Origin of the sequence: Oryzobacter terrae (assembly GCF_042756445.1) — a bacterium.
GTDB classification, from domain to species: Bacteria; Actinomycetota; Actinomycetes; order Actinomycetales; family Dermatophilaceae; genus Oryzobacter; species Oryzobacter terrae.
The window spans coordinates 2,528,614-2,545,801 of the sequence record NZ_CP170578.1 but is presented as its reverse complement, the minus strand read 5'-3'; the positions used below and the strand labels follow the sequence as shown (position 1 = coordinate 2,545,801).

The following is a 17,188-nucleotide window of genomic DNA, read 5'->3' as shown; positions in this document are numbered from 1 at the left end:
GCCGTGGTCGACCCCGTACGCTGGTGTCGTGTCCCGTCGCGTGACGAGGACGCACCAGCGACGAGGGGACCTCAGGCCCGGTCCTCGGCGGGCACTCGCGGGGGCCAGGTGTGCCGTGTTCGCGGCGCGGCTCCCGCAGCGCCCCCACGCACGGCGGACCCGTCCCCGACGACGTCCCCCCACGCCGCGTTCGACCGAGTCAGAGGGAAGCGTTTGGCACCACGAGCGTCACGCCGTTCCACCGCGCCGCGCAGCGAGCCGCGGTCGCGGCGTCGTCCGCGCGCCGTCGACGACGAGGGGATCATCCCCGTCCTCGCGCGCACCGTCCGCCAGGTCGAGGCCGACGCCCAGCGCGGCCCGGTGCGCCCGAGCCGCCGCACCGCCTACCAGGTGGTCGCCCTCCTCGTCCGCGAGGAGCGCGCCCGGATCAAGGCCGACACCGAGGTGACCGAGGGCGAGCGGACCGCCGTGCTGACCCGCCTCGACGGCATCGCGACGATCCTGGCCAAGACGGCCGCCCGCGACACCTCGCTCCTCCAGCTGCTCGCCGAGGGCGCCGTCGTCTCGCCCGCCGCGGTGAGCCTGAAGAACGACCTGCTCCGCCAGGCCGGGCGCGAGCCCGAGCCCGAGCCCGAGCCGGAGCCCCGGCCCGACACCGAGGCGGCGCCGGCGCCGCGCCGGGTGGTGCCACAGACCGTCATCGCCCGCCAGCTCGCGAACCCGTTCCTCGCGCCCGACCTGTCCGCGGCCGCGGCGGCGCCCCGCCCCACGACGAACCGGCTCGGCGGCTGGGAGCTGCTCAGCCCGCTGTTCCGCGCGTTCGAGTACGGCGGCGACGCCACGTGCATGCCGCTGCCCGAGCCGTCCGACGTCGTCCACGGCATCCGCGACCTCGAGCTGATGCACCACCAGGCGCAGGTCGTGGCGGCCGCCGCGCAGGGCCACCGCACCTTCCTCCTCGCCGACGAGCCGGGGCTCGGCAAGACCGCCCAGGCCCTCCTCGCGGCCGACGCCGCGGGCGCCTTCCCCCTCCTCGTCGTCGTCCCGAACGTCGTCAAGGCCAACTGGGCGCACGAGGCCGAGCTGTGGACCCCGCGCCGGTCCGCGACGGTCGTCCACGGCGACGGCGACACGACCGACGGCTTCGCCGACATCGTCATCGTCAACTACGAGATCCTCGACCGGCACGTCGGCTGGCTCGGCGAGCACGGCTTCCGCGGGATGGTCGTCGACGAGGCGCACTTCATCAAGAACAAGACCTCGCAGCGCTCGCGGCACGTCCTGCGGCTCTCCGAGCGGATCCGGGCCCGCAGCGCCAACCCGCTCTTCATGGCCCTCACCGGGACGCCGCTCATCAACGACATCGAGGACTTCCGGGCCATCTGGCAGTTCCTCGGCTGGATCGACGACACCAAGCCGCGGCCCGCCCTCATGGCGGCGCTGGAGGCCAACGGCCTGTCCCCCGCCGACCGCGGGTTCTACACGGCCGCGCGCACGAGCGTCATCGACCTCGGCATCGTCCGACGGCGCAAGGTCGACGTCGCCGCCGACATCCCGGCCCGCCGCGTCGCCGACCTCCCCGTCGAGCTCGACGACGAGGCCGGCCGCTCGATCCGTGCGGCGGAGCAGGAGCTGGCCCGCCGCCTCGTCGCGCGCTACCGGGCGTCGCGGGCCGCCCGGGCCGTCGACGTCGACGTCGACGCCATCGACCACGACCTCGTCCGCAAGGTCGCGGCCGCCGAACGGAAGAACGCGGGCACCGACAAGACCGGCGACAACGTCTTCACGGTGATGCGGCGGATCGGCCAGGCGAAGGCCGGCCTCGCTGCCGACTACGCCGCCCAGCTGGCCCGCAGCGTCGGCAAGGTCGTCTTCTTCGCCAAGCACATCGACGTCATGGACGCGGCCGAGGCGACCTTCGCCAAGCGGGGCGTCGGGTACGCGTCGATCCGCGGCGACCAGACGCCGAAGGTCCGCAAGGCCAACATCGAGGCGTTCCTCACCGACCCCGAGGTCCACGTCGCCGTCTGCTCGCTCACCGCGGCCGGCGTCGGGCTCAACCTCCAGGTCGCCTCGAACGTCGTCCTCGCCGAGCTGTCCTGGACCTCGGCGGAACAGACCCAGGCCATCGACCGCGTCCACCGGATCGGCCAGACCGAACCGGTCACCGCGTGGCGGATCATCGCGGCGCAGACCATCGACCCCAAGATCGCCCAGCTCATCGACGACAAGGCCGGGCTGGCGGCCATCGCCCTCGACGGCTCCGACGAGGAGGTCGGCTCGTCGGCCGACGTCCAGCTCGAGGCGCTCGTCACCCTCCTCACCGAGGCGCTGGAGGCCGAGGGCCCCACCACCGCCGGGTCGTTCGACACCGAGTAGGTCCCGCCTGGGAGCGACCCCCGGGTCCGGACCCTGGGGTCGCACGCCTCAGTCGACGCCGAGGCCCTCCTCACGGGCCCGGACGATCGCGGCCGCCCGGTCGCGCACGGCGAGCTTGGTCAGCACGTTCGACACGACGTTGCGCACCGTCTTCGGCGACAGGACGAGCCGTCGCGAGATCGTGAGGTTGTCGTGCCCACGCGCCACCAGGTCGAGGACCTCGCGCTCGCGGTCGGTGAGCTCGGGGAAGGGCACCCGCACGGCCGAGCGCCCGGACGTCAGCGCGGCGACGGCCCGCGCGGCCACGGCCGAGCCGAGGATGACGTCGCCGTTGGCCACGGCCCGCACGGCCCGCTCGACCTCGTCGGGACCGGCGCCCTTGAGGAGGTAGCCCCGCGCCCCCACCCGCATGCAGGAGGCGACGGCGTCGTCGTCCTCGCGCATCGTCACGACGAGGACGCGGGCCCCGGGGTCGCGGCGGACGATCTCGCGCGTCGTCTCGATGCCGGAGTCCTCGCCGAGGTGGAGGTCCATGAGGACGACGTCGACGTCACCGAGCGGGAGGGCGAGCGCCCCGGCGGCGTCCTCGGCCTGGCCGACGACGCTGATGCCCGGCAGCGAGTCGAGCAGCCCCGCCATCCCGAGGCGGAACACGGGGTGGTCGTCGACGACGGCGACGCGGATCGGCTCAGACACGCGCGCCCGCCCCCACGGGGAGGACGGCCTCGACGGTCGTCCCCACGCCGGGCGCCGACCGGAGGTCGAGGACCCCGCCCTGCTCCTCGGCGCGCTCGCGCATCGAGCGCGTCCCCACCCCTGACCTGGCGTCCTCGGCGATGCCGTGGCCCTCGTCGGCGACGCGGACGACGAGCCCGCTCTCGGTGGTGGCCGTCGTGACGGTGCAGCTGCGCATCCCGCTGTGCCGCACTGCGTTCGTCACCGCCTCGGATGCGATGCCGTACGCGGCGGCCGCCACCTGGGTGTCGAGGACGTCGTCGTGGTGGAGGTCGAGCCGGACCTCCACACCGTCCTCGGCGTGCCGGGCGGCGAGCTCGGCGAGGGCCGCGGCGAGGCCGAGCTCGTCGAGCACCGGGGGGAGGAGGCTGTGCGAGAGGCTTCGGACGTCGTCGACGCGCTGGTCGAGCTCGGCCTGGAGCGTGGCGAGGAGCGCGGCCGCCGAGGCGGGGTCGCTCGCCATGAGGTTGCGCGCCCCCTGCAGCCCGAGCCGCAGGCCGGCGAGGGACGGGCCGAGCCCGTCGTGGATCTCGCGGCGGATGACCCGGCGCTCCTCGAGCCGTGCCCGCGCGAGCCGGGTGCGCGCCTCGTCGACCTCCTCGGCCGCCCGGGTCACCGCCGCGGCGGTGGCGACGACGGTGGCGAGGTCGGCCAGCGTCTGCTCGCCGCGGGTGCCGAGCGACTCGCCTCCGGGGAGGGTGACCTCGAGCTCGCCGACGTGCTCGCCGCGGTGGGCGAGCGGGGTGACGAGCGGGCGCTCGCCGGGGGTGCCCCAGATCACCGGCGGGCGCCCGGGGAGGACGACCGCCACCGACTCCAGGCGCATGGCGGTCCCGACGTCGGCCGCGAGCCCGTGGAGGAGGTCGTCGGCCGTCTCGGCGAGGCGCAGGTGGCTGCCGAGGCGGCGCACGACGTGGTCCGGGGACGCCGCCGCTCCGTAGACGAGCCGGTGCACCCGGCGGTCGAGCCAGAGGCGGGCCGGCTGCACGGCGACGGCGACGACGGCGGCACCGACGAGGCCCGCGGCGCCCTCACCGGGCACGAGCCGGGTCGCGACAACGGTGACGACGACGTAGACCGCGGCGAGGGAGACGGTGAGCAGCCCGGCGAGGACGGTGCGGCTCACCACGAGCCGCAGGCCCCACATCCGGCTGCGGAGGACGGCGACGAGGATCGCCGCGGGGTACACGGCCTGCGAGACGAGGTGGAGGGCCGAGGTGGTCCACAGCGGCACCGTCACCGGCCCGTCGGGCGGCAGGACCAGCGGGACGAACGACAGGGCGAGGATCGCGGCTCCGAGGGCGAGCCAGCCCAGGCCGTTGCGCTCCTCCACCGGGCCCCGGAGGTGACGGTGCTCGACGGCGGCGGCCGCGACGAGGCCGACGACGACCGCCGCGACGAGCAGCCCCACGAAGACCGGGTAGAGCTCGAGCAGCTGGGCCGCGAGGATCCCGACGACGAGCGCGGCGCCGGCGACGACGCCCCACACGGCGCGGCCGAGCCGGTGGTCGCGCACGAGCCAGGGGACGACGAGGAAGAGGGCGAGGGTGCCGGGGACCCAGGCCGTGGCCTGGAGCCACTCGACGACCGCGACGCCCGGGAGGCCGGGTCGGAGCTCGGCGAGCGCCGGGTAGCCGAACCCCAGGGCCGCCAGCCCGCCACCGACCGCGGCGAGGGCGAGGAGCCAGCCGACGGCGTGCGGGCGCCGGGCGAGGATGAGGGCCGCCACCGTCCCGTAGACGGCGGCCACGGCCACGTCGACGACGAAGAACCACAGGCCCTCGCCGAGGGGCGGGCGGGCGACGACGACGAGGACGACCGCGAGCACGGCGCAGCCCCAGGCGGTCGCGGCGACGGCCGCGGCCGCCCGGGGCAGGCCGACCCGGTGGGGGGCGGGGTCCGTGGTCATGGTGTCGGCACCATAGCGCCGCTCCACGGCGGTGAACTGCGGTTTCTCAGCCGCGCGACCGCGTGGCGCGGTCACCCAGCGTCAGGCCCACGGCGGTGACGAGGAGCCAGATCGGCCCGGTCATGCCCGCCATGTACTGCAGCGGCGAGACGCCGAGCAGGAGGGTGAGGCCGCCGAGGACGAGGCCGACCCAGCCGAGCCACCTCGCGGCACCGCCGTGGCGGAGCGACGCGATGGCGACGGCGACCCCGGCGACGCCGGCACCGACCCAGATCCACGGGATGGTGCCCACCCAGTGGTTGAACAGGACGGCGGTCTCCGGCACGAGCGGGATGCTCGGGTCGGCGACGGCGAAGACGAACTCGGTCGTGAGGCCGGACCCGAGGAGGCCGGCGACGGAGACGAGGCCGAGGCCACCCGCCGCGACGTCCGGGAGGATGCTCCGGGTGGGGAGCTGGTCGGCCAGCCGACGGCGCAGGCCGGCGGCGAAGACGACGAGCAGGACCGTGAAGAGCATCGTCGCCGTGTGGAAGACGAGGATCTGCGGGACGAGCTCGCCGAGACGGGCGACGATGGCCTCGGGGTCGCCCTCGGAGGCCGGGTCGTAGACGGCGTCGATCTGCATCGAGGCCGCGATGCCGACGACGGCGGAGAGGCCGGCGGCGACTCCGGTCGCGGCCCAGGCGCGGCCGGTGCGGGTGACGGTGGCGGCCTCGGCCGGTCGCGTCGGGGAGAGGGTGCTGGTGCTCATGGCGTGGTGGTTCCTTCTCGTTCTGGCGGAGGGCTCCGCCGGTGTGGTGTCGGTTGGTGACGGGACGACCGTGCCGCGCCCCGCGTCCCGTCCCACAGGGGCGGGTGTCCCGTCGGCCCGGGAGGGTGGCGCGGGACCCCCCCGCACCCGCGACCGGATCGTGACCGGCGCGCGCTGCGGACGACGCGTGCGGCGGGGCCGTCGCGCGTACCGTGGACGTGACAGGAGTGACGAGAGGGACACGATGACGACGCGCACGACCATCCGGGCCACCGCCCTCGCCGCGGGCCTGCTGCTCCTCGCCGGGTGCGCGGACGGTGACGACGACCCCACGGTCTCGACCTCGACGAGCCCCTCGGCCTCGGCGACCACGGCGTCGCCCTCCCCGTCGGCGTCCGGCTCGACCTCGCCCTCACCGTCGGCGAGCGCCTCCGCCGCCGGGTTCTCTCTCGACGACGTCACCTCGTCCGACTTCCCCGACCTCGGCCCGGACCTCGGGGCGTGGGCGAAGGTCCGCGTCGGGACGCACCCCGGCTACGACCGCGTCGTGTGGCAGTTCGACGGGCCGGACACCGCCACCTACCGGGTCCGCTATGTCGACGAGCCCAGGGGCGAGGCCAGCGGCGATCCCGTCGACGTCGAGGGCAACGCGTTCCTCGAGGTCGTCGTCACGTCGGTGGGCTATCCCGACATGGACGGCAACGGCCCGTGCCCCGACCTCGGCGACCCCCGCCTGTCCGGTACGGCCTTCGCGGAGGTGTCGGGGATCTGCGGCGGGTTCGAGGGCATGGCGCAGACGTTCGTCGGCCTCGACGAGGAACGGCCGTTCCGGGTCGCGGTGCTGGAGAACCCGTCCCGGCTCGTCGTCGACGTCCGGACCGACTGAGGGGTCGTCCTCGCGCCGCCCCCTCCCACTCGGCCGGCGGCCACCGGGTCGGTCAGCGCGGGATGTCGACGTCGCGGTGCCACGACTGCGTCCGGTAGTCGGTGACCCAGCCCATCGCGACGTACAGGCCGTCGGCACCGGTCGGCGAGTCGGCGTCGACCTCGAGGCCGACCCGGTTGCGCCCGCGACGCGCTGCGTCGGCGATCACGGTGTGCAGCAACGCCTTCGCGACCCCCCGGCCCCGCGCGCGACGGTGCACGCCGATGTAGTCGACGTAGCTGCCCTCGGCACCCGAGCCGTCCGGGCGCAGGACCGACGACACGAGCGCGCCCCCGGGCACGGCGCGGCCGGTGGCGTCCTCGACGCTCGCGATCCACCAGTGGTCCCAGCGGTGGCCGGGGTCCTCACGCAGCCGCATGACGAACTCCGGGAAGCTCTCGCGGTAGGAGCTGAAGTGGTCCTGGAACGACTCCTCGAGGACGCGGTGGACGTCCTGGAGGTCCTGCGCGACGGGCAGCCCGTCGTCGTGCCGGTCGACCGGGCGGACGACGACGCCCTCGCGCGGACCCGGGAGGTCGTCGGCCTCCGTCGGCTCGACGGGCCGGCTCATCTGGAGCCAGGTCCGCACGTGCTCGTAGCCCGCCGCCGTGAGCCACGCCTGCTGGCGGGGGTCGTCGACGTAGGCGCCGGAGTCGAGCAGGGTCGAGCGGAGCCGGCGCATCCGGCCGATGTCGTGGGCGTGCCGCTCGCCGGCGGCGAAGAGGGACCCGGCGAGGGCGGCCGCCGCGGCGTCGTCGAGGCGCGGGTCGACCGTGACCTCGACGAGGGTGCGTCCGGCGGCGCGGTCGTGCACCGAGAGCCACGCGACGAGCCGGCCGTCGGCGTCGTCCACGAGCACCTGCCGCCGCGTCCACGAGCCGATGCCGACGAGGAGCCGCAGGATGCCGTCGGGGTCGGGGGTGCCGCTGCCGTTCGCGGCGCGCTGGTGCGCGGCGAGCAGCTCGGCGACCGGGGCGGCGTCGTCGGCGTCGGGGGTGCGGGCGGTGAACGGCTCCGGGAGCCCGTCGATGCCCACGTCGCTCTCGGTCACGACCCCACTCTCCCATCCCGCCCCCTAGACTCCGGCGGGCCGACGGGTTCAGCACCGAGCCGAGTGGGCGCCCGCACGACGGAGGACCGATGGCCGACGACCCGAACGACGACGACGACCAGCAGCACGCCCAGGAGACGCTGACCCGCAACTGGGACGAGCTCCTCCAGGAGATCCGGGTGACCCAGACCGGGGTCCAGATCCTCACCGGCTTCCTGCTCACCGTGCCGTTCTCGCAGCGCTTCGGCGACCTCACGGCGTTCCAGAAGGACGTCTACCTCGCCGTGCTCGCCGGCTCGGTGCTCACGACCGGCCTCGTCGTGGCGCCCGTCGCCTTCCACCGGGCCCTGTTCCGCAAGCGCCGCCGCGAGCTGCTCGTCGACTCCGGCAACCGGTTCGCCCACGCGGGGCTCGCGACGCTCGCCGTCACCGTGTCGGGAGTCGTCCTGCTCGTCGTCGACGTCGTCATCGGCACGAGGGCGGGATGGCTCGCCGGCGGGGCCCTGCTCGCCGTCCTCGGGGTCCTGTGGTTCGTGCTGCCCCGGGTCGCCGACCGGGTCGCCGACACGCCGCGCAACCCGCCCCCGCGGGCCGAGGACGAGCCCGACGCCTGACGGCGGCGACCTCCTCAGCGGCGGACGCGGTGGTGCAGGTGGACGACCTCGCCGATCCTCTCGACCGAGAGCAGCTCGAGGTCGAGGCGCACGTCCTCGGGCAGCGCCCGGAGGCCCCCGCCGATGACGACGGGGTGGAGGAAGAGGTGCACCTCGTCGACGAGCCCCGCGCGGAAGGCCTCGGCGGCCAGCGTCGGCCCGCCGATGCTGACGTCGAGGGTGCTCTCGGCGACGAGCGCCGCGACCTCGTCGGGGTCGAAGTGGTCGACGAGCCGGGTGCGGGCCGTCGTGACCTCCTCGAGCGTCGTGGAGTAGACCACCTTGTCGGCCGCGCGCCAGATGCGGGCGAACTCGCCCTCCGGCCCGGGGACGTCCCCGGGCGCCGTCTCCCAGTACGTCATCACCTCGTGGTCGCGCCGACCGCTGAGGTATGTGCCGACCTCGCGGCTGAGGTCGTTGACGACCTGGTGCAGCTCGTCGTCGGGGCGGGCGAACCCGAAGTCCCCGTCGCTGTCGGCGGTGTGGAGGTCGAGGGAGCAGATCGCGAGGTAGCGCAGCCGGGCCATCCCGGCATCGTGCCACCTCGACGCACCGGAGGGGCTGGCGCACCGGGGTCTTGTGGGCCCGACCGGCGCGCCACCACACTGTGCCGATGGGGTTGCAGGCAGGGCGTTCCCGGTGAGGCGTGCACGCGCGACGCTGGCCCGTGCCCTGTCCGCTCCGGTGCGCGCGCTGTCGAGCATCCCCGTCATCCGCCGCGTGGGGTTCCACGCCCACCGGATCAGCGAGGGGCTCGACCTCCACTTCTTCCGGACGCTCGTCATCACGCTCAGCGCGATCGTCGTCGTCGCCACGGTCGTCGTGACGGTCCTGGAGCCCGAGAAGCGTTCTGTCGGTGGGCTGGTCGACTCGGCCTACTGGGCCGTGACGACGGTCATCGGGTCGGGCGACGCCAGCTACGTCACGAGCGGGGGCGGCTACATCATCGGCTGGCTCCTCGCCTTCTTCGGGGTCGCGATCGTCGCGGCCCTCACCGCCGCCATCGTCGGCTTCGTCATCGAGTTCCTGCTCAAGGAAGGTCAGGGGATGGGTGCTGCCGGGTACCGCGACCACATCGTCGTCTGCGGCTGGAACGCCACCGCGCGCGAGCTCATCGAGGAGCTGAAGAGCGACGAGTTCGACGCCAGGGTGGTCGTCCTTCACGACACCGAGCGCAGCCCGGCCGGTCCGGGCTGCTACTTCGTGCGCGGCGACGCGACGAGCGCGGAGGACCTCGAGCGCGCCGGCATCCCCGAGGCCGCCGCGGCGATCATCTGCCCGTCGGACGCGAGCAACGAGGCCGACATGCGCTCGATCCTCACGGTGCTCGCCATCGAGACGATGGCGCCGCAGGTCCGCACCGTCGTCGAGGTGAACAACCCCAAGCACGTCGAGCACGTGCGGCGGGCCAAGGCCGACGAGATCCTCGTGACCTCGCGCCTGGCGTCACGGCTGCTCGCGCGCACCGCCCTGTACCCGGGGATCGCCGCGCTCGTCACCGACATCGTGTCGGGCGGCGAGGGGTCCGAGCTGTACCGGGTGCGCCTGCCCGACGACTACGTCGACCTCGGGCTCGACGACCTGTCGGCGCGGCTGCGCGGCGACCACAGCGCCACCCTGCTCGCCGTGGCCCGCGGGGAGCGCACGCTGACCAACCCGCCCTCGGACTTCCGCCTCGAGCGCGGGGACACCGCGATCGTCGTGGCCGAGACGCTCGGCGAGCTCCACCCCATGCGGCCCGACGAGGCGCTCGACCTCGACGGCTGAGCGTCAGGCGGCGAGGGACGCCGGTCGTGGCGTCAGCGGTCCCGGGTCCCGTCGAACTCGATGACGCTCCCGCCCGCGCCGGCACTCCCGCCCCCGGGGCACCCTGCCGACACCTTCTCGTTCGACACGGTGAAGTCCAGGGCGTCGTCGCTGATGGTCATCGCCCATGCGGCCTGGGGAGCGAAGGGTTGCGCGCCGTCGCAGATGTTCGTCACCTCCCCGATCTTCGGGAGGACGCCGGTCACGGAGGTGGCGGCCGGCGCCCACGTCATCGGTCGGTCCGACATCGACCACCCGACGAGTCGGCACTCGGTGTCCGTGCAGGACACGCCGACACTCATCGGCGTCGTCTGTGAGCCGCCCTCCTGGGATGTGCTCGTCATCGTCCCGGTGTAGCTCCGCTCCTGCAGGGCCGACGGGCTGACCGACCTCGGGGTGGAGCCGGGCGAGCTGCCGGGGTTCGCCGCGGTGGTCGTCGGCCCCACGGCGCCGTTCCTCCCGGGGCCGGAGTCGCGGGTCGCGAGGGCAACCGCACCTCCGACGCCGATGACGAGCGCCACGGCCGCCACCGAGGCAACGGCCGGCCACCGGCCCTTCGGCACTCGGGCCGGCGTCACGGGGGTCGACGCCCCGGTCGGGCCGGCCTCGGTGCGCCGGCCCTTGACGCCACCGTCGGCGTCGCGACGCCCGCTCAGCGAACCGGTCACCGGGTCGCGTTCGCGGGGGACGAGGGCCTCGGGCCGGACCCGGTCCCACACCCCGGCCTGGCGCGCCTGCTGCGACCCGGTCAGCTCACGCGCCACGTCGGCCGCCGTCCACGGAGCCGGCGTCGGGCTACGTCGCCGGGCGGTCGTCGCCGGGACTCGACGCGTCCGGCTGGTCGCCGAGGCGCTGCTTGAGCCGCTCGGCGACGGTGTCGCCTCCCACGTCCACCGACTTGTCGACCAGCTTCTCCCCGAGGCTCGTCGCCGCGGAGATGATCGTGGTCCCGCCGTCGGTGACCACGGTGGTCACGCCGGGTGCCGCGGCGCCGGCCGCCCCGGCGAGGACGCCCGCCCCGCCACCCTCGAGGACCCCGGCCAGCTCGCCCGAGGTCAGGTTGCCCTTCTCGCCCATGATGCCGTCCTTCCGACGGTGCCGGTCGCCCACCGCTGCCCGGTGCCGCTGACCTGGTGGGCCGAGCCTAGGGACGCGCCGGTGCGGTGCCCATCCCCCGAACGGCGCGGCTTCGTGCGGGCTCTGGTCCCGTCCGAGGCGAGGCGGTGCGCACCGGTGCCTTCACCTCCCGGGGACGAGCGTGCCCGAGAACGTGACGACACCGCCCGGATAGGTGCTCGTGGTGCCGTCCGGGCACGTCGTCGGCCCGATCTGGGTCGACGTGCTCGTGAAGTCCAGGTCCTCCTCGCTGACGGAGATCACCCACGTCTCCTTCTGGCTGAAGTCACCGTCACCGCACAGGTCCGAGCCGTCCCCCTCCTGGGGCAGGACGACGGTGACGTCGGTCTCCTCCAGCGGCCAGGTCACCTCTCGCCGGTTCCCGATGAAGAAGAGCTCGCACGTGTCGGTGCAGACGACGCGGACGGGCTGCTCCCCCGAGCTCAGGACGTCACCCTCGTCCGAGATGCTCGTCAGGGTCCCTCGGTAGAACCGCTCGTCGGGACCCGCGAACACCGGAGCGTCGGTCTGGCCCGGCGAGCCGCTGCTCGGCGACGGTCCGGCCGTCCCCGTCGGGGTCGGGTCGGCGGGAGCGGCGCCGCGACCGGCGTCGTCGGCGTCGCGGTTGACCAGGGCGACGGCGCCACCGACGCCGACGACGAGGGCGGCGGCGCCCGCCGCGGCGACGAGCACCCACCGGGGCCGCACAACCGGGGCGTGACGCGGCGCGCTCGGAGCCGGCGCCTCGGACCGGCTGGACTCGGTGCGCCGGTCCTTGGCACCGCCGTCGGTGTCGGCCGACCGGGCCAGCGAGCCGGTGACGGGGTCGCGTTCCCGGGGCACCAGCGCCTCGGGACGGACCTCGTCCCACAGCCCGGCGCGGCGGGCCTGCTCCGACCCCGTCAGCTCGCGACCCATCGTGGCCCCCTCCTCGGTGCGGCGGTGCGGCGGGCCGGCGGGGCCTCCCGCGGCGGCGTCGAGGGTCCCTCGCTGAAGAGCAGGGCGTCGAGCCGCCCTGCGTCCAGCTCGGCGACGAAGCCGGCGTGCCGCGACCTCGGGACCACCGCGAAGCGGGCCGTCCCCGCGTCGGATGCACAGCGCCACGCGGTCGTGTCCCACGTCGCCCAGGCCACGCCGGCCGACCCGGCCGGCCGGACCCGCGGGTCCAGGTCGACACCCCATCGGCGGGTGCTCGCCGACACCGCCGTCCCCGAGGTGGTCCACGTGGGGGGCGCCCCGGACTCGGAGGCCAGCGGGGTCGACCCCGACACCACCGCGTCGGTCTCGGCGAGAGCGAGGCCGTGCGCCTCGGCGTACGGCCTGGCGGCCGACCAGACCTGCTCGAGGTGGTCCTGAGCCGACAGCCGTGCGCCGCGACGGGTCCGGAGGACCGTCCCGCGTCCTGACCGCAGCAGGTCGCCCCCCGCGGCGTCGAGGCCGACGTAGAACCCGAACTTCTCGCGGGCCGGCTGCACGGCGACGTCGAGCCGAGGGAGCCGTGACGGCCGGTGCTGGAGGAGGGCCACGACGCCCGCGAGGAGGGTGGTCGCGGGCGTGATCATCCGGTCCTCGAGGTGGTCGCAGCCGACCTCGAGCCGGCCGCGTCGGGGCCGGACGAGCAGGCCGTCGCCGGAGCGACCCTCGGTGAGCAGGGCCACGGCAACCGAGCACCGTCGGGCGATGTCCCGGGCGACGGCCACCGCCCTGCGGTCCGGGACGGTCACGTTCAGGTGGGTCGAGAACCCCTGCACCGCAAAGGAGTCCGGCGCCAGGATCCTCAGCAGCGCGGCCCGCGTGGCGGCGACGCACTCCGTCAGGTCCGAACCGGTCGTGGGGCCCCAGGGCAGCGGCGGGGTGACCGCCTCGGCCTCCCAGCCGTCGCAGGTGAGGGCCGAGCCGATGTCCAGCCGCACGGCGCGCGGGTCGCCCGGGTCGAGGTGGGGCAGGTCGGCCAGCCGGGGGCCGAGGTGCACCCGGGCATCGGCCGGGCGACCGGAGTCGTCGACCAGCCGGTACTCGCACTCCACCCCCGCGACCGGGCGCTCGTCGGCGGGGGGCAGGTGGCGCACGAGCGGGTCGCGGTGCAGCGAGGGGAAGACCACGACGTACCCCCTGCCGACGGTCCCGGCGCTCGCCGGGTGCTGCCTCGTGCCGCTCACGCGGTGCTGCGAGCCTAGGGACGCAGCCGGGCGCTGGCCATCCACCGAACGGCGCTCCTTCGCCCGGGCCCGACCGTCCCGCGTCGAGGGGCGTCGGCCTCGACGGCGGGGGAGTCAGTGGGCGCCGAGGCGGCGGGCCGCGAGGAGCGCGAGCGCCCGGGCGACCTCGACGACCTCCTCGACCGGTACCGACTCCCGGGGGGCGTGGGCCAGCCGGACGTCGCCGGGCCCGTACTGGAGCGTGGGGATGCCGCCGACGCCGGTGTAGAGGCGCAGGTCCGAACCGTAGGGTGCGGCGCCCTCGTCCGGCCGTGCGCCGGTGACGGTCTCGACGGCATCGGTGACCTCGGCGAGGAGGCCGTGGCCTCCCTCGAGCCGACCCGAGGCGAACTGCCCTCCCGGCCAGGTGACGACGGGCGGGTGCTCGCGCAGCCACGGGTCGCGCGAAGCGGCCTCGACGACCGCCTCCTCCAGGGCCTGCCGGGCGTCCGCGGGGTCCTCGTCGAGCCGCACGCCCATGCGTCCCTCGGCGACGAGGAGGTCGGGGACCGAGCTGGCCCAGTCGCCGGAGCGGACCGTGCCGACCGAGATCCCGTACGGCAGAGAGGTGTCCGCGAACAGCGGGTCGGCGTCGGTGTTGCGGCGAGCCTCCAGCGACCGCAGCGCGACGTGGACGGGGAAGAAGGCGTCGATGGCCGAGACGCCCTCGAGGCGGGTGCTGCCGTGCGCGGCCCGTCCCGCGACCTCCAACCGGAAGGTCAGGGCGCCGGCGTTGGCGGTGACGACCCGGCCGCTCGTCGGCTCGGTGATGACCGCGACCTCGCCCCCGTGCCCGCGCCGCAGCGTCGCGAAGGCGCCGAGCCCCCCGTCCTCCTCGCTGACGACGCTGTGGAGCGCGAGCCGTCGCTCGAGCGCGACCCCGGAGCGGTGCAGGGCCCGGGCGACGGCGAGGTTGGCGGCGACCCCCGCCTTCATGTCGCACGCACCGCGGCCGTGCAGCACCCCGTCGACGATCCGAGCCGAGAACGCCTCTCCCCCGGCCCACTTCGCGAGGTCGCCGGTGGGGACGACGTCCACGTGTCCTTGGAGGATCAGCCCCGGGACGCCCTCACCGGCCCCGGTCCCCACGAGCCCGAACCCCTCGACTCGCGGCGCCTCGGTCCCGGGGAAGCCGGGGTCCGCCCTCAGCGCCTCGAGGTCGAGGGACCAGAGGTCGACCTCGAGGCCGGCCTCCTCGTACCAGCGGGCCACCGTGTGCTGGAGGTCGGCCTCTGCGTCGGTCCCCGTGACGCTGGGGACCCTGACCAGCTCGACGAGCGTCGCGACGAGCTCGGCCTCGTCGAGCGCGCCCAGGACGCGCTGCTCCGCGGTCGTCAGGTCGCTCACCGGCCCAGCGTATGCCGCTAGCGTCGCGCGCATGGCTGCACCTCGTCGGCTCCGCCGGGCCCCCGCGACGCCGCCCCGCCGGGCGCGTGGGTGGGGACGTCGCGTCCGCTCGGTCGCCGCCGTCCTCGTCCTCGCGGGCCTCGTCCTCGGGGCCGGACCGTGGCTGTGGACCCGCGCCGCGTCCTCCGGCCACGTCTTCCGCGCCGGCGACGCACCGAGTGCCCCCGTCGTCCTCGTCCTGGGTGCCGGCCTCACCGCCGACGGGGCGCCGAGCCCGTACCTCGCCGGACGCCTCGACGTCGCGGCCGAGCTCGTCGGCAGCGGTCGGGCGCAGGTCGTCCTCGTCTCGGGCGACAACCGGTACACGACGTACGACGAGCCCACCGCGATGCAGGAGTACCTCGTCGCGAGGGGGATCCCCCCCGAGCGGGTGGTGCGCGACTTCGCCGGGCGCGACACCTACGACTCGTGCGTGCGAGCCCGCCGGGTCTTCGGGGTCGACCGCCTCCTCGTCGTCTCGCAGGCCCATCACCTGCCACGGGCCGTCGCGATCTGCCGGGCGGTGGGCCTGGACGCCGACGGCGTCGGCGACTGGACCGGCGAGCGGTACCGCACCGAGTGGCGCCGCGGCGCCGTGCGCGAGGTCCCGGCCTCCGTCAAGGCCGTGCTCGACGTCGTGTCCGGTCGCGACCCCGTCCTCGGCCCGGCCGAGTCCGGCGTGCGCGACGCCCTCACCGCGTCCTGAGGTCCGTCCCGACCGTCGAACCCGCGGAATGCCGGGCGGGCGCGAGGGGTTGGCCGCTGACATGACCTCCTCGACGGACGCCCCGATCACGCGCGCCTCCGTCGGCCTCCGCAGCGAGCGGGGCCCGGTCCTGCTGGCGGTCATGCTCAGCACCGGGCTCGTGGCCATCGACGCGACGATCCTCGCGGCCGCGGTCCCGGCGGTCGTCGACGACCTCGGTGGGCTGACCCAGTTCCCGTGGCTGTTCTCGGTGTACCTGCTGGCGCAGGCCGTGTCGATGCCGGTCTACGGGAAGCTGTCCGACCTCGTGGGCCGCAAGCGGATCATGCTCGTCGGCGTCGGGCTCTTCGTCGTCGGGTCGCTGCTGTGCGGCGTCGCGTGGTCGATGGGCAGCCTCATCGCGTTCCGCGCCCTCCAGGGGCTGGGTGCCGGGGCGGTCCAGCCCGTGGGGATGACCATCCTCGGCGACATCTACTCGGTGGCCGAGCGCGCCAAGGTCCAGGGGTACGTGGCCTCGGTGTGGGCGGCGTCCTCCCTCGTCGGGCCGACGCTCGGCGGCATCTTCGCCGACTACCTCTCGTGGCGCTGGATCTTCCTCGTCAACCTCCCCCTCGGCGCCGTCGCGACGTGGATGCTCTGGACGCGGTTCACCGAGTCGCGGGCCCCGCGCGACCCGGGCGCCGCACGACCGCGGATCGACGTCGCCGGCTCGGTCCTGCTGACCCTCGGCACGGTCGCGCTGCTCGTCGCCCTCCTCGAGGGCGGCGTCGTGTGGGCGTGGTCGTCGCGCGCGAGCATCGGCCTCCTCGCCGGCGCCGCCGTCCTCCTCGCGGCGTTCGTCCTCGTCGAGCACCGGGCCGCCGAGCCCGTCCTCCCCCTGTGGGTCTTCCGGCACCGTGTCGTCGGCGCGGCGATGGCGCTCTCGTTCGTCGTCGGCGTGCTCCTCCTCGGGCTGACCTCGTACGTCCCGCTGTTCTCGCAGGGCGTCCTCGGCACGGGCGCCATCGTCGCCGGGTTCGTCCTCGCGGCGATGACCATCGGCTGGCCGGTCGCCGCGACGACCGCCGGGCGGGTCTACCTCCGCTTCGGGTTCCGCGCCACGGTGCTCCTCGGGTCGGTCGTGTCGGTCGTCGGCGCGGCGCTGCTCCTCACCGTCGACGGGTCCAGCTCGCCGCTGCACCTCGCGGTGCCGAACTTCGTCATGGGGCTCGGGTTCGGCTGGGTCGCCAGCCCGTCGATCGTCGCCGCCCAGGCGGCGGTCGGCTGGCAGGAGCGCGGCGTCGCGACGTCGGCCACCCTGTTCGCGCGCTCCATCGGCAGTGCCGTGGGCGTGGCCGCCTTCGGGGCCCTCGCCAACTCCGTCGTCCGCGGCCGCCTCGGGCACGAGCCCGAGAGCCTCGAGTCGCTGCCCCCGGGCGTCCTCGAGCCGGCCATCGAGGCGGTGTTCGTCCTCTCGTTCGCCATCGCCCTCACCCTCCTGCTCGCGTCGGTCCTCATGCCGAAGCGGGTCGAGGAGGTCGTCGAGGAACCCGTCAGCGAGGACGCGCCCACCACCTGACCCGCGGGTGCCCTG

The 17,188-nt window shown here is 75.1% G+C and carries 16 protein-coding genes; 6 read left to right on the top strand and 10 right to left on the bottom strand.

Going from position 1 to position 17,188, the window contains the following annotated elements; genetic code table 11:
- Positions 1–213: 213 nt before the first annotated feature.
- Positions 214–2,379, top strand: a complete 2,166-nt coding sequence (locus ACFWN3_RS12015) for a DEAD/DEAH box helicase (protein WP_377639879.1) — start codon at positions 214–216, stop codon at positions 2,377–2,379.
- A 48-nt stretch (positions 2,380–2,427) separates the two neighbouring features.
- Here ACFWN3_RS12015 and ACFWN3_RS12010 read toward each other — a convergent pair whose 3' ends face one another.
- The 3 genes from ACFWN3_RS12010 to ACFWN3_RS12000 are packed head-to-tail and all read right to left on the bottom strand — an operon-like array spanning position 2,428 to position 5,774.
- Positions 2,428–3,075, bottom strand: coding sequence for a response regulator (locus ACFWN3_RS12010; RefSeq protein WP_377639877.1), 648 nt, complete (start codon positions 3,073–3,075; stop codon positions 2,428–2,430).
- Entirely contained in the window at positions 3,068–5,023 is a 1,956-nt protein-coding gene (locus tag ACFWN3_RS12005; RefSeq protein ID WP_377639876.1) for a histidine kinase, read from the bottom strand. Before ACFWN3_RS12005 ends, ACFWN3_RS12010 begins: the two co-directional genes overlap by 8 nt.
- Positions 5,024–5,069: 46 nt before the next feature.
- Positions 5,070–5,774, bottom strand: coding sequence for a hypothetical protein (locus ACFWN3_RS12000; protein ID WP_377639874.1), 705 nt, complete (start codon positions 5,772–5,774; stop codon positions 5,070–5,072).
- Positions 5,775–6,018: 244 nt separating this feature from the next.
- On the opposite strand from ACFWN3_RS12000, the gene ACFWN3_RS11995 reads away from it, so the two are divergent.
- Positions 6,019–6,660: a hypothetical protein gene (locus ACFWN3_RS11995; RefSeq protein ID WP_377639872.1), complete on the top strand. Its 642-nt coding sequence runs from the start codon at positions 6,019–6,021 to the stop codon at positions 6,658–6,660.
- Positions 6,661–6,712: 52 nt separating this feature from the next.
- Here ACFWN3_RS11995 and ACFWN3_RS11990 read toward each other — a convergent pair whose 3' ends face one another.
- Positions 6,713–7,750 carry a GNAT family N-acetyltransferase gene (locus ACFWN3_RS11990; protein ID WP_377639870.1) on the bottom strand — a complete coding sequence of 346 codons (1,038 nt, stop codon included), beginning with the start codon at positions 7,748–7,750 and terminating at the stop codon, positions 6,713–6,715.
- An 89-nt stretch (positions 7,751–7,839) separates the two neighbouring features.
- On the opposite strand from ACFWN3_RS11990, the gene ACFWN3_RS11985 reads away from it, so the two are divergent.
- Positions 7,840–8,364, top strand: coding sequence for a DUF6328 family protein (locus ACFWN3_RS11985; protein ID WP_377639868.1), 525 nt, complete (start codon positions 7,840–7,842; stop codon positions 8,362–8,364).
- Between the two features lie 14 nt (positions 8,365–8,378).
- Here ACFWN3_RS11985 and ACFWN3_RS11980 read toward each other — a convergent pair whose 3' ends face one another.
- Positions 8,379–8,930 carry a dihydrofolate reductase family protein gene (locus tag ACFWN3_RS11980; protein ID WP_377639866.1) on the bottom strand — a complete coding sequence of 184 codons (552 nt, stop codon included), beginning with the start codon at positions 8,928–8,930 and terminating at the stop codon, positions 8,379–8,381.
- 112 nt (positions 8,931–9,042) lie between these two features.
- On the opposite strand from ACFWN3_RS11980, the gene ACFWN3_RS11975 reads away from it, so the two are divergent.
- Positions 9,043–10,170 (top strand): potassium channel family protein, encoded by a 1,128-nt coding sequence (locus ACFWN3_RS11975; RefSeq protein ID WP_377639864.1) that lies wholly within the window; start codon positions 9,043–9,045, stop codon positions 10,168–10,170.
- Between the two features lie 32 nt (positions 10,171–10,202).
- Here the strand turns inward: ACFWN3_RS11975 and ACFWN3_RS11970 are convergent, their stop codons facing one another.
- The 5 genes from ACFWN3_RS11970 to ACFWN3_RS11950 all read right to left on the bottom strand — a co-directional run bounded on the left by ACFWN3_RS11970 (position 10,203) and on the right by ACFWN3_RS11950 (position 14,870).
- Positions 10,203–10,973 (bottom strand): hypothetical protein, encoded by a 771-nt coding sequence (locus ACFWN3_RS11970; RefSeq protein WP_377639862.1) that lies wholly within the window; start codon positions 10,971–10,973, stop codon positions 10,203–10,205.
- Positions 10,974–11,004: 31 nt separating this feature from the next.
- A complete protein-coding gene (locus tag ACFWN3_RS11965; protein WP_377639860.1) occupies positions 11,005–11,286 on the bottom strand; it encodes a hypothetical protein in 282 nt (93 codons plus the stop codon).
- 162 nt (positions 11,287–11,448) lie between these two features.
- A complete protein-coding gene (locus ACFWN3_RS11960; protein ID WP_377639858.1) occupies positions 11,449–12,243 on the bottom strand; it encodes a hypothetical protein in 795 nt (264 codons plus the stop codon).
- Positions 12,228–13,484: a hypothetical protein gene (locus tag ACFWN3_RS11955; RefSeq protein WP_377639856.1), complete on the bottom strand. Its 1,257-nt coding sequence runs from the start codon at positions 13,482–13,484 to the stop codon at positions 12,228–12,230. Before ACFWN3_RS11955 ends, ACFWN3_RS11960 begins: the two co-directional genes overlap by 16 nt.
- Before the next feature lie 114 nt (positions 13,485–13,598).
- Positions 13,599–14,870, bottom strand: coding sequence for an ArgE/DapE family deacylase (locus ACFWN3_RS11950; protein WP_377639854.1), 1,272 nt, complete (start codon positions 14,868–14,870; stop codon positions 13,599–13,601).
- A gap of 31 nt (positions 14,871–14,901) precedes the next feature.
- Here ACFWN3_RS11950 and ACFWN3_RS11945 point away from each other — a divergent pair, with 31 nt between their 5' ends.
- Together ACFWN3_RS11945 and ACFWN3_RS11940 are read left to right on the top strand one after the other, a co-directional pair.
- Complete coding sequence (locus tag ACFWN3_RS11945) at positions 14,902–15,615, top strand: vancomycin high temperature exclusion protein (protein ID WP_377639853.1); 714 nt, start codon at positions 14,902–14,904, stop codon at positions 15,613–15,615.
- 61 nt (positions 15,616–15,676) lie between these two features.
- Positions 15,677–17,173 carry an MDR family MFS transporter gene (locus ACFWN3_RS11940; RefSeq protein WP_377639851.1) on the top strand — a complete coding sequence of 499 codons (1,497 nt, stop codon included), beginning with the start codon at positions 15,677–15,679 and terminating at the stop codon, positions 17,171–17,173.
- Positions 17,174–17,188: the final 15 nt, after the last annotated feature.